The 12,038-nt window shown below is 54.1% G+C and carries 11 protein-coding genes and 1 pseudogene; 10 read left to right on the top strand and 2 right to left on the bottom strand.

Annotated elements, in window-relative coordinates; genetic code table 11:
* Nucleotides 1–72: 72 nt before the first annotated feature.
* Nucleotides 73–1,107 carry an acyltransferase family protein gene (locus tag C7M51_RS06935; RefSeq protein ID WP_280116110.1) on the top strand — a complete coding sequence of 345 codons (1,035 nt, stop codon included), beginning with the start codon at nucleotides 73–75 and terminating at the stop codon, nucleotides 1,105–1,107.
* Here the strand turns inward: C7M51_RS06935 and pspF are convergent.
* Complete coding sequence (gene pspF / locus C7M51_RS06930) at nucleotides 1,104–2,105, bottom strand: phage shock protein operon transcriptional activator (RefSeq protein ID WP_208852121.1); 1,002 nt, start codon at nucleotides 2,103–2,105, stop codon at nucleotides 1,104–1,106. The genes C7M51_RS06935 and pspF overlap by 4 nt on opposite strands.
* 162 nt (nucleotides 2,106–2,267) lie before the next feature.
* On the opposite strand from pspF, the gene pspA reads away from it, so the two are divergent.
* The 7 genes from pspA to tyrR all read left to right on the top strand — a co-directional run bounded on the left by pspA (nucleotide 2,268) and on the right by tyrR (nucleotide 8,327).
* Nucleotides 2,268–2,933, top strand: coding sequence for a phage shock protein PspA (gene pspA / locus C7M51_RS06925; RefSeq protein WP_160621113.1), 666 nt, complete (start codon nucleotides 2,268–2,270; stop codon nucleotides 2,931–2,933).
* A gap of 94 nt (nucleotides 2,934–3,027) precedes the next feature.
* Nucleotides 3,028–3,255 (top strand): envelope stress response membrane protein PspB, encoded by a 228-nt coding sequence (gene pspB, locus C7M51_RS06920; protein ID WP_160621112.1) that lies wholly within the window; start codon nucleotides 3,028–3,030, stop codon nucleotides 3,253–3,255.
* Nucleotides 3,252–3,614 (top strand): envelope stress response membrane protein PspC, encoded by a 363-nt coding sequence (gene pspC, locus C7M51_RS06915; RefSeq protein WP_160621111.1) that lies wholly within the window; start codon nucleotides 3,252–3,254, stop codon nucleotides 3,612–3,614. Before pspB ends, pspC begins: the two co-directional genes overlap by 4 nt.
* 55 nt (nucleotides 3,615–3,669) lie before the next feature.
* The gene (pspD, locus tag C7M51_RS06910) at nucleotides 3,670–3,897 is read left to right on the top strand and encodes a phage shock protein PspD (RefSeq protein ID WP_160621110.1); all 228 of its coding nucleotides are present in this window, start codon (nucleotides 3,670–3,672) and stop codon (nucleotides 3,895–3,897) included.
* A 132-nt stretch (nucleotides 3,898–4,029) separates the two neighbouring features.
* On the top strand, nucleotides 4,030–5,436 hold the full coding sequence (locus C7M51_RS06905; RefSeq protein WP_160621109.1) for a YcjX family GTP-binding protein: 1,407 nt from the start codon (nucleotides 4,030–4,032) through the stop codon (nucleotides 5,434–5,436).
* Complete coding sequence (locus C7M51_RS06900) at nucleotides 5,433–6,494, top strand: YcjF family protein (RefSeq protein ID WP_160621108.1); 1,062 nt, start codon at nucleotides 5,433–5,435, stop codon at nucleotides 6,492–6,494. Before C7M51_RS06905 ends, C7M51_RS06900 begins: the two co-directional genes overlap by 4 nt.
* A 267-nt stretch (nucleotides 6,495–6,761) precedes the next feature.
* Nucleotides 6,762–8,327: a transcriptional regulator TyrR gene (tyrR, locus tag C7M51_RS06895; RefSeq protein ID WP_160621107.1), complete on the top strand. Its 1,566-nt coding sequence runs from the start codon at nucleotides 6,762–6,764 to the stop codon at nucleotides 8,325–8,327.
* A 127-nt stretch (nucleotides 8,328–8,454) separates the two neighbouring features.
* On the opposite strand, the gene tpx is transcribed toward tyrR, so the two are convergent.
* Nucleotides 8,455–8,958 carry a thiol peroxidase gene (gene tpx / locus C7M51_RS06890; protein WP_160621106.1) on the bottom strand — a complete coding sequence of 168 codons (504 nt, stop codon included), beginning with the start codon at nucleotides 8,956–8,958 and terminating at the stop codon, nucleotides 8,455–8,457.
* Between the two features lie 169 nt (nucleotides 8,959–9,127).
* Here tpx and ycjG point away from each other — a divergent pair, with 169 nt between their 5' ends.
* Together ycjG and C7M51_RS06880 are read left to right on the top strand one after the other, a co-directional pair.
* Entirely contained in the window at nucleotides 9,128–10,105 is a 978-nt protein-coding gene (gene ycjG / locus C7M51_RS06885) for an L-Ala-D/L-Glu epimerase (protein WP_160621105.1), read from the top strand.
* Nucleotides 10,106–10,307: 202 nt separating this feature from the next.
* Nucleotides 10,308–11,924: pseudogene (locus tag C7M51_RS06880) on the top strand (peptide ABC transporter substrate-binding protein).
* The last annotated feature ends 114 nt before the right edge of the window (nucleotides 11,925–12,038 follow it).

Here is a 12,038-nt window from a genome sequence, read left to right as displayed (position 1 = left end):
TTTTTCCTGTAAGGATTAAGCCGGTTGACATCATTTCGCTGATGTGTCAATTAATTTTATTATAGGTAAATAATGATAGTTTCAGTTCAGGTTTTGCGCGCTGTGGCAGCATTAATGGTTGTAATGCATCATATCGCTATTAAGGGAGAGCAGTATCATAATGGTGCTTTAGGTTTCTTCCATGTTGGGCAATTTGGCGTTGATCTGTTTTTTATTATTTCCGGCTATATTATGTGCTATACAACTGACGGTAAAAAATGCAATTTTGGTCAGTTTATAAGCAGACGATTCAAAAGGATTATACCGCTCTACTGGGCTATTACAGGCGTTGCGCTGATTATCTACATCATTGCCCCTTCAATGGTAAACAGCTCAGGTGGCGAAACCAGTATTATTTCTTCATGGACGCTGTTTCCTTTAGGAAAGAAACTTTTAGTTAATAATGGATGGACGCTTAGTTATGAGTTTGCTTTTTATTTCATATTTGCAGCTGGTTTAATGTTTAACAGTGCAGGCAAGCGTATTTTAGCCGTATCATTAGTATTATTATGTTTAGTATTGTTGGGGTTCTTTTTCCAGCCTGATAATCCATCCCTTAAATTCATTACCAAATTTATTATGCTGGAATTTATTCTTGGAATGGTTGCTTTTTATATTTTAAAGCGTATGACACTATCCAGGCGCGTCTGCTTTGCGTTACTAACGCTTGGTATTCTTCTCTTAGTTATTCAAAATGAAACTGGCGTATATCAAAGTGTGGCAGGCCGATTAGTCAGTGGTGGTGTACCAATGTTCTTTATCTTTTCTGGTTTTGTTGGGCTGGAGGATTTCTTCAAAAGCAGTGCGTTTTGGGGCAAAGATTTGTTAATTTTAATTGGTGAATCTTCATACTCTCTTTATCTGGTTCATGCTTTTACTGTGGCTGCCGGCGCAGTAATCGCGAAAAAATTGCATTTTGCTCATCATACCTGGTGGTTTACTTTATTACTGTTGTCAGGTTCAGTTATAGGTGGAATCCTCTGTTGGCGCTTTGTCGAATCACCGCTAAACGCCTTATTTAAGGCGAAAGGAGATAAAGTGCCGGTGAAAACTGCCATAGCACGTTAACCCCTCTGGCGCGGCGTCAGGTCATGTTTTTTCAGCATTGCGCGCCACTGATGATAGGTAATTCCTAACAGTTCAGCGGCGCGCCGTTGATTATGTTGTGCCTGTTGCAGGCTTTTTTTCATCAACGCTTTTTCCTGCTGCTGCTGCCAGAGGCGGAGATCCAACGGTAGGGCGGGAAGGGCGTCTGATGACGCTGCTTTGTCCTCAGGTACTACGGTCTGTGGGCGGCGGACAAACGGATTGATAATGATATTATCCAGTTCGTTATCAGCGGTAGCGTGACGATAAACGGAGCGTTCCACCACGTTCTTTAACTCACGAATATTGCCCGGCCAGGCATAATCCAGCAACGTCTGTTTCGCGGCGGCGGAAAAGCCGGGAAACAGCGGCAAGCCCAGCTCGCGGCACATCTGAATCGCGAAATGATCGGCCAATAGCAGAATATCGCTGCAGCGCTCGCGCAGCGGCGGTAGCTGCACCACGTCAAATGCCAGCCTGTCGAGCAGGTCGGCGCGAAATTTTCCCTCCTGCGCCAGCTGCGGCAGATCGGCATGGGTGGCACACACCAGCCGCACGTTAACCTGTAACGACTGATTACCGCCTACGCGCTCCAGCTGACCATATTCAATAACGCGCAGCAGTTTTTCCTGCACCAGCATCGGTGCTGTCGCCAGCTCATCCAGAAATAATGTGCCGCCATCGGCACGCTCAAAACGCCCCAGATGGCGCTGACGCGCGCCGGTAAAAGCCCCAGCCTCATGGCCAAAAAGCTCAGAGTCGAGCAGGTTCTCATTAAGCGCCGCGCAGTTAAGCGAAATAAAGGGGCCCTGCCAGCGTTCGGACAGGTAATGCAGACGGCTGGCGATCAGCTCTTTACCGGTGCCGCGTTCGCCAATCACCAGAACCGGCTTATTAAGCGGCGCGAGCCGAGAAACCTGCTCCAGCACTTCCAGGAAGCTATTCGCTTCGCCCAACAGATTCTCGTTAAACTCTGCCATGATTAAATTGACCAAAAGTTAGTGTTTTAAACTAAGTTACAATGTGTTGCCCGTCAGGTCAATTTTATAAATCCATTAAATTCAGCTAATTAAAAGTTGGCACGTAACTTGAATTGGATAAAGCGAAAGCGACAATTAGCGCTAACTATTGAGGAGTTAATTATGGGTATTTTTTCTCGTTTCGCCGACATCGTGAACGCCAACATCAACACGCTGCTGGATAAAGCCGAAGATCCGCAAAAAATGGTGCGCCTGATGATTCAGGAGATGGAAGATACGCTGGTTGAAGTCCGCTCCACCTCGGCCCGCGCGCTGGCGGAACGTAAGCAGCTGCTGCGCCGTATCGAACAGGCTCAGCTACAGCAGAATGAGTGGCAGGAAAAAGCGGAGCTGGCGTTACGCAAAGATAAAGAAGATCTGGCCCGTTCTGCGCTGATCGAAAAACAGAAACTCACCGATTTGACCGCTTCGCTGCAACAGGAAGTGGCGCAGATTGATGAAACGCTGGCGCGTATGAAAGGCGAGATCGCCGAGCTGGAGAAAAAGCTGATTGAAACCCGCGCTCGCCAGCAGGCATTAACGCTGCGTCATCAGGCGGCTTCTTCTTCCCGCGATGTGCGCCGTCAGCTGGACAGCGGTAAGCTGGATGATGCGATGGCGCGTTTTGAATCTTTTGAGCGTCGTATCGACCATATGGAAGCGGAAGCGGAAAGCCATCGCTTTGGTAAAAGCAAAACGCTGGATCAGCAGTTCGCCGAGCTGAAAGCCGATGATGCCATCAGCGAGCAGCTGGCGGCGTTGAAAGCAAAAATGAACCGCAGCGAATAAGCGTGAAAAGCACGCCCTGGCTGTTATGCAGGGCGCTGCCAGCTGTTGATTTAGCCGTTTTGCCCGCGAAGGGCGATACCTTCAAGGAGAGAGAATGAGCTCACTATTTCTTGCCATACCACTGACTATTTTCGTGCTGTTTGTGGCACCGGTCTGGCTGTGGCTGCACTACAGCAATCGCCAGAACAACGCTGCCAGCCTCTCTTCCGGCGATATGCAGCGCCTGCAACAGCTTACGCAGGATGCCAAACGCATGCGCGAGCGCATACAGACGCTGGAAGAGATTCTTGATGCAGAACACCCGGAATGGAGGCAGCCATGAGTAACAGCCGATTCAGCGATAAAAAATTGTGGCGTATTCCGCAACAGGGAAAAATTAAAGGCGTTTGCGCCGGGATTGCCCACTACCTGGATATCCCGGTAACCCTGGTGCGGGTCATTGTGGTGCTGTCGATGGTGTTTGGCCTGTTTATGCTGACGCTGCTGGCCTACATTATCCTCAGTTTTGTGCTAAAGCCGATGCCCTCATACATTGAGGAGGAGGCTGCGCCACCGCGAGCGGATGAGCTGCTGGATGCATTAAGCCATGAGATGGCGCGCAACGAAAGCAAACTGCGCCAGCTGGAACGCTACGTAACTTCAGAAACCTTTAGCGTCCGTAGCCGTTTTCGTCAGCTTTGATAACAGGCTGGTCCGGGTTCGCCCGCCGGCCTGCTTTTAAGCCCCGAGGAGAAGTATGTCGAATTTTCGTCAACGCGCTTATCGCGCAACGCCGGTGCTGAAAAGCGCAGGCAAACAGTTACTGATCCATGGGCTGATGCTGGCACCTGCCGGGATCAGCGGCTGGGCAATAAAATCCGTAGCGCGTAAGCCGCTGCGTTTACTGATCGCGTTCACGCTGGAGCCGTTGTTGAGAAAGGCCGCCAGCCGCCTTGCTTCCCGCCTGCGTCCCCCGACGCATTAACCGGCGAGTCTTCTCTTTATCAGGTGTGATGTCGCCAGTTAGCCGTTTTCTTCATGAATACAGTACACTGACGGTCAGCTTGTCGGGCGTTTTCCTTTTCCTGACATTATGAACGCAGCAAGGACAGACCTGATGAAACGAATTCAACATGAACTGGCGGCATGGGTAAACCGGGGCGTGGATCGCCACCTGCGCCTGGCGGTAACCGGCCTCAGCCGCAGCGGGAAAACGGCCTTTATTACCTCGCTGGTTAATCAGCTGCTGAATGTACACGCCGGAGCACGGCTGCCGCTCTTTTCCGTCGTACGTGAAGAGCGGCTGCTGGGCGTGAAACGCGTGCCGCAGCGTGATATGGGTATTCAGCGTTTTACCTATGATGAAGGGCTGGCCCAGCTGTATGGCAATCCACCCGCCTGGCCGACGCCCACGCGCGGCGTTAGCGAAATGCAGCTGGCACTGCGTTTCCGCTCGCAGGATTCGCTGCTGCGCCATTTCAAACAGACCGCCACGCTCTGGCTGGAGATCGTGGATTATCCCGGCGAGTGGTTGCTCGATCTGCCGATGCTGGCACAGGATTACTTTAGCTGGTCGCGGCAGATGAACAGCCTGTTGCAGGGAGATCGTGCAGAGTGGGCCGCCGACTGGCGACGGCTCTGCGCCACGCTCGATCCGCTGGCACCCGCAGACGAAAATCAGCTGGCCGCTATCGCTGATGCCTGGACCGCTTCATTGTTGCGCTGCAAGCAGGAAGGGCTGCACTTTATTCAGCCGGGGCGCTTTGTGCTGCCCGGTGAGATGGCCGGTGCGCCGGCCCTACAATTTTTCCCCTTGCCGCAGGAGTGCATGTCAGATGAAACGCGCCTGGCACAGGCGGATAAGGGCAGCACTATCGCTATGCTGCGTCAGCGTTACGATTATTACTGCCAGCACATCGTTAAAGCCTTTTATAAAAACCATTTCCTCGGCTTCGATCGCCAGATTGTGCTGGTGGATTGCCTGCAGCCGCTTAACAGCGGTCCGCAGGCGTTTAACGATATGCGGTTAGCGCTGACGCAGCTCATGCAAAGTTTTCATTACGGGCAACGCACGCTGTTCCGCCGCCTGTTTTCACCGGTCATCGATAAGCTGCTGTTTGCCGCAACCAAAGCGGATCACATTACCGTCGATCAACATGCCAACCTGGTGTCGCTGCTTCAACAGCTGGTACAGGATGCCCGACAGAATGCGGCTTTTGAAGGTATCGGTACGGATAACATCGACTGTATCGGGCTGGCCTCGGTGCAGGCGACGCAGAGCGGTATCGTCGATCACCAGGGCGAAAAAATACCGGCGCTGCGCGGGCATCGGCTGGGTGACGGCGAGCCGCTGACGGTTTTTCCCGGTGACGTACCGTCGCGCCTGCCGGGTAACGCTTTCTGGCAGTCACAGGGATTTCATTTTGAACAGTTCCGGCCACAGATGCTGGAGGTCGATCGTCCACTGCCGCATATCCGCATGGACGCCGCGCTGGAATTTTTACTGGGAGATAAATTGCGATGAATCAGCCGCCGTTGAAACCGCGTATCGATTTTGCGCAACCGCTGGAAAATGAGCCGGCGCAGGTGCTAAAACCGGCGCAGCGCTTTGATGCGCTGGATGAGAGCCAGTTTATCCTGCGTCAGGATGAGGAGAGCGACGTGGAAACGCCGCGTGATGAACTGATGGTCGAGCGTGCGTTACGTCCCCGGCGCAGCATCTGGCGTCGCATGGTTACGGCAGGCATCGGCTTGTTTGCCGCCAGCGTGATAGCGCAGGGCGTGCAGTGGACGCTGGATGCCTGGCAGCAGCAGCAGTGGTTTGCGCTGGGCGCAGGCGCAGCGGGGCTGTTGATTGTGCTGGCCGGCGTCGGCGCATTGGTTACTGAATGGCGTCATCTCTGGCAGCTGCGTCAGCGAGCTGAAGAGCGGGATGTAGGCCGCGAGCTGCTGCACAGCCACGACAACGGGCGTGGTAAAGCCTTTTGCGAAAAACTGGCGCAGCAGGCGGGACTCGATTTGGGACACCCGGCGCTACAGCGCTGGCAGGCATCGCTGCATGAAACCCATAACGATCGGGAAGTGGTCACGCTTTATGCGCAGCTGGTGCAGCCGGTGCTCGATCGTCAGGCGCGCGCCGAAATTAGCCGCAACGCAGCGGAAGCCACGCTGATGATCGCCGTCAGCCCGCTGGCGCTGGTGGATATGGCCTTTATCGCCTGGCGCAACCTGCGCATGATCAACCGTATCGCCGCCGTGTACGGCATCCAGCTGGGCTATTTCAGCCGCATCCGCCTGTTTCGTCTGGTGCTGCTGAACATCGCGTTTGCCGGTGCTTCTGAGCTGGTTCGCGAGGTAGGTATGGACTGGCTGTCGCAGGATCTGGCGGCGCGGCTTTCCGCACGTGCCGCCCAGGGCATCGGTGCCGGGCTGTTAACCGCGCGGTTGGGAATTAAAGCAATGGAGTTGTGTCGCCCGTTGCCCTGGCTGGAAGATCGTCCGAAGCTGGGCGATTTTCGCCGTGAGCTGATTGGTCAGCTGAAGCGCAGCCTGCAACCGCGAGCGGCCAAAATGGAAAAGTAATCTGCCGCTACGTTTACCCGCTGGCGCAAAGCGCACAAATCGGGCTTTTTTGCGGACCATCTCCAGCGGCTGTTCTGGTCTAAGTAAAAATTTTGTTATAAACATCTAAAAAATGGCAGAAGCGCATGATTATCAATAACGCTTCCGCTACACTTCTTGCCCAACGCCGCGTACTGTCAACTTATCCTGACAGAGCGCTTCTGGCTTATCGCAAGTTGGCGTATTATTTCATAATTCGCTGTTACCAAATTCAGTAAGGCCTACCCAATGCGTTTGGAAGTCTTTTGTCAGGACCGAATTGGTCTCGCCCGTGAGCTGCTCGATCTGCTGGTAGAACGCAGTATCGATCTACGGGGGATTGAAATTGCGCCGATCGGTCGTATCTACCTTAACTTTTCCGCTATCGCTTTTGACCTGTTCAGTCAGCTAATGGCGGAAATACGTCGTATTCCCGGCGTTACCGATGTGCGCACCATCTCTTATATGCCGTCGGAGCGTGAACATCGGGCGCTTAGCGCCTTGCTGACCGCGATGCCGGAGCCGGTTTTTTCCATTGATATGAAAGGCAAGGTGGAGCTGGCGAACCCCGCAGCGCAAAGCCTGTTTGACCTCGATGAACATAAAATTCGTAACTACGCCATCGCTTCGCTGGTCAGTGGGTTTAACTTCACCCGCTGGCTGGAAGGCGAGCGGATTGAGGCGCAGACGCAGCGCGTGGTGATTCAGGGACGCGACTTTTTGCTGGAGGCGCGTCCCGTCTATGCGGCGGAAGAAGAGGGCGCCGCGCTGCCGGTTGGGGCGATGGTGATGCTCAAATCCACCGCCCGCATGGGACGCCAGCTGCAAAATCTGGCGGTCAACGATGACAGCGAGTTTCAGCATATTGTTGCGGTCAGCCCAAAAATGCGTCAGGTAGTGGAGCAGGCGCGCAAGCTGGCGATGCTTGATGCGCCGCTGCTGATCGTTGGCGATACCGGCACCGGCAAGGATATGCTGGCGCGCGCCTGCCATCTGCGCAGCGCACGTGGTAAACAGCCGTTCCTGGCGCTCAACTGCGCTTCGCTGCCGGATGATGTGGCGGAAAGCGAGCTGTTTGGTCATGCGGCGGGGGCTTATCCCAACGCGCTGGAAGGTAAAAAAGGTTTCTTCGAGCAGGCTAACGGCGGTTCGGTGCTGCTGGATGAGATCGGTGAAATGTCACCGCGGATGCAGACTAAGCTGCTGCGCTTCCTTAACGACGGAACTTTCCGCCGCGTGGGAGAAGAGCATGAGGTGCATGTGAATGTGCGGGTTATTTGCGCCACGCAGCGTAATCTGACCGAGCTGGTGCAGCGCGGTGAGTTTCGTGAAGATCTCTTTTACCGCCTTAATGTGCTGACGTTAAACCTGCCGCCGTTGCGCGATCGCCCTCAGGATATTTTGCCGTTAACCGAGCTGTTCGTGGCGCGCTTTGCCGATGAGCAGGGTGTGGCGCGTCCCCGGCTTTCGCCGCAGCTCAACGCGTTTCTGACGCGTTACAACTGGCCGGGCAACGTGCGTCAGCTGAAAAATGCGCTCTATCGTGCGCTGGCGCAGCTGGATGGCTATGAGCTACGTCCGCAGGATATTATGCTGCCGGAGTTTACCGAGCAGCTGGCGCTGGATGAGCAGGCGATGGAAGGCTCGCTGGATGAGATCACCAGCCGCTTTGAACGTTCGGTGCTGACGCGCCTTTACCTTTCTTATCCCAGCACGCGCAAACTGGCAAAACGACTGGGCGTTTCTCATACCGCCATTGCCAATAAGCTGCGCGAATATGGCCTGAGCCAGAAAAAAGGGGAAAGCGAAAGCTAAACCGTGGCGTGATGAGCGGGCGCTTCGGGCATCCGCTTTGAATACAAGAAACAGAACAGGCAATTTTGATATTTAAAAGTAATCAGGAATAGCGCCCCCTGACGGGGGCGAAACCGCATCGGTCAGGTTACTTCAGCGCGGCCAGCGCGGCATCGTAATCTGGCTCGGTAGTAATCTCATTTACCAGCTGGCTGTAGAGTACCGTATCGTTTTCATCCAGCACTACCACGGCGCGCGCGGTCAGCCCCTGTAGCGGGCCATCAGCGATCGCAACGCCATACTCTTCCTTAAAGTTGCCGCCGCGCAAGGTGGAAAGCGTCACCACGTTAGACAACCCATCGGAGCCGCAAAAGCGCGACTGCGCGAATGGCAGATCGGCAGAAATACACAGCACGACGGCGTTCTCCATTTCGCCCGCCAGTTGATTGAATTTGCGCACTGAAGCGGCGCAAACGCCGGTATCGATACTGGGAAAAATATTCAGTACCTTACGTTTTCCTGCATAGTCGGAAAGAGAAACGTCAGAAAGGTTTTTTGCCACCAGCGTAAAGGCAGGCGCTTTTTCGCCCGCCTGCGGGAATTCTCCTGCTACGCTAACCGGATTACCCTGAAAATTAACGGTCTGAGACATAATCTATCCTTTTACTTTTGCTTAACAAGATTAACAGTGTAAAGGAACCGACAAAGGTGAGACAGTAAATTATATAACAGACAGTAATCTTCCAACGCCGCCGGGACTGCGTATATTGCGAAGTGCATCGCATCCGTGGCGTTCCTGTTGCCGCTAACGAGAGAAAAAGATGAGAACGGTTAAAGTTTATCCGGAAGCATGGCCGCTAATTAAACCTTTTGTCATTGCCCGCGGCAGCCGTGAACAGGCAGGCGTAGTGGTGGTAGAACTGGAAGAGGATGGCGTTAAGGGTGTGGGCGAATGTACGCCTTATCCGCGCTATGGCGAAAGTGAAGCCTCGGTGCTGGCGCAAATCACTTTACTGCTGCCGCAGCTGGAGCGGGGAATGACGCGCGAAGCGTTGCAGCAGGCGCTGCCCGCCGGAGCGGCGCGTAACGCTATCGACTGTGCATTATGGGATCTGGCCTGTCGCCAGCAGCAACAAACGCTGTGTCAGCATCTTAGCGTCACGTTGCCCGACAGCGTCAGCATGGCGCAGACCGTCACGCTGGATACGCCGGAGCTGATGGCATCCAGTGCGCTGGCCCTGTGGGAAAACGGTGCCGTCTTGCTGAAAATTAAGCTCGATAACCACCTGATTACCGAACGGTTGATGGCGATTCGTAGTACAGTGCCGGAGGCGCGGCTGATTGTCGATGCAAATGAGTCCTGGCATAGCGAAGGGTTGGCCGCCCGCTGTCAGCTGCTGGCCGATCTTGGCGTAGAGATGCTGGAACAGCCGCTGCCCGCTACCGATGACGAAGCGCTGGCTAACTTTATCCACCCGCTGCCGATATGCGCTGATGAAAGCTGCCATACGCGCAGCAGCCTGGCGGCACTGCGCCAGCGCTATGAGATGATTAATATCAAACTGGATAAAACCGGTGGGCTGACCGAAGCGTTGGCGCTTGCCAGCGAAGCTGAACAGGCCGGACTCGACCTGATGCTGGGCTGTATGCTCTGTACCTCGCGTGCCATCAGCGCCGCGTTGCCATTGGTAACGCGGGCGCGTTTTGTCGATCTTGACGGGCCGACCTGGCTGGCAGTGGATGTGGAGCCGGGTTTACAGTTCGGTAGCGGCAGAATCGATTTTACTGCTGCCAGTTAATGGCTGGTTTAGCGTGCTTCGCCGGAAGCCGTGTAGACATGGCGTTATCATTAATGCCTGTGAAAAGCCTCGCAGACCGTTAAACGGCAACGAGTAAATGGTAAAATAGCTGGTTCAGGATCAATAATTTGCATTAACGTGCCGGTTAGCATAAGCCTCCGTCACGCTTTAGCCATTCCGGCAGCTTTAAAGGTAGGACAAGATGAAATCATTTCGCATTACGTTGGGCGCGTTTTTGCTGACCACGCTTTTTTCTGCGGCGCAGGCGGCAGACGTACCGCCCGGTGTGCAGCTGGCCGAGCGTCAGGAAATCGTACGACATATTAAAGATGAACCCGTATCGCTCGATCCGATTAAAGCGGTAGGCCTGCCGGAAATTCAGGTACTGCGCGATCTCTTTGAAGGGCTAACCAATCAGGATGCGGACGGAAAAGTTGTACCCGGCGTTGCGCTTAGCTGGCAGAGTAATGATAACCAGAGCTGGATCTTCACCCTGCGTCAGGATGCGCGCTGGTCCGATGGTGAACCGGTAACCGCGCATGATTTTGTTTACAGCTGGCAACGGTTGATAGACAGTAAAAACGCCTCGCCGTTTGCATGGTTTGCCGGTCTGGGCGGCAATTCAGAATGCGGAAGCCATAATTCTGGGACACCAGCCGCCGGAAAGCCTGGGCGTCACTGCGCTGGATAACTATCATCTGAAAGTGACGCTGGAACGTCCGGTACCCTGGTTTCCCAGCCTGACGGCGCACGCCAGCCTTTATCCTGTACCACATCAGGCTATTGAGCAATGGGGTGATAGCTGGACAGCACCGGGACATCTGGTGGGTAACGGTGCCTATCGGCTGCAAAATCGGGTGGTAAATGAAAAAATCGTGCTGGTGCGCAACACTCACTACTGGGATAACGCACACTCGGTCATTAATCAGGTCACCTTTCTGCCGATTAATGACGAATCCGGGGCCACCAAACGTTATCGCGCCGGTGATATTGATATCACCGAATCCTTTCCTAAAAATCTCTATAACATGCTGAAAAAGACGCTGCCGGGCGAGGTTTATACGCCCGATCAGCTAGGCACCTACTATTACGCGTTTAATACGCAGCAGGGGCCGACGGCTGACGCACGTGTGCGCCAGGCACTGTCATGGAGCATCGACCGCCGCATTATCGCTGAGAAAGTTCTGGGGGCCGGTGAAAAACCTGCCTGGCATTTTACCCCTGACGTGACGGCGGGCTTTCAGCCAAACCGTCTTTCTTACAGCAGCACGGGCAGGAAGAATTGAATACCCAGGCGAAAGCACTGCTGGCTGCGGCAGGCTACGGACCCACGAAACCGTTGCGTTTAACGCTGTTATACAACTCCTCGGAAAACCACCAAAAAATTGCAATTGCCGTGGCTTCAATGTGGAAAAAGAATCTCGGCGTGGAGGTTAAGTTACAGAATCAGGAGTGGAAAACCTACATCGACAGCCGTAATAGCGGCAAGTTTGATGTTATCCGCGCTTCCTGGGTAGGTGACTACAATGAGCCGTCAACCTTTCTGAGCCTGCTGACCTCCAGCCATAGCGGGAATATTGCCCGTTTCCAGAGCGCGGAATATGATGCGGTACTGGCGCAGGCAAGCAAGGAAAGTAACGCGCAGGCACGTAACGAAGACTATAATCGCGCCGAGCAGATTATCGAGGAGCAGGCACCGATAGCGCCAATCTACCAATATACTAACGCACGCTTAATTAAGCCGTGGGTGAAAGGATATCCGATTAATAACCCGGAGGATGTCGCCTACAGCCGCCAGCTTTATATTGTGAAGCACTGAAGCATAACACGGCTTTAGTGCGCTTCGCGGCGTATCCTGCCCGCATCTCCTTCGCCCCGGTCTGCCGGGGCGTTTTCTGTCCGTTCCTCTTTCAAACGCGGTTAACGTCGCGTT

Source organism: Mixta intestinalis (assembly GCF_009914055.1).
GTDB lineage: Bacteria > Pseudomonadota > Gammaproteobacteria > Enterobacterales > Enterobacteriaceae > Mixta > Mixta intestinalis.
The sequence above is the reverse complement of the archived record's forward strand: the minus strand, read 5'-3'. Positions and strand labels throughout refer to the sequence as shown.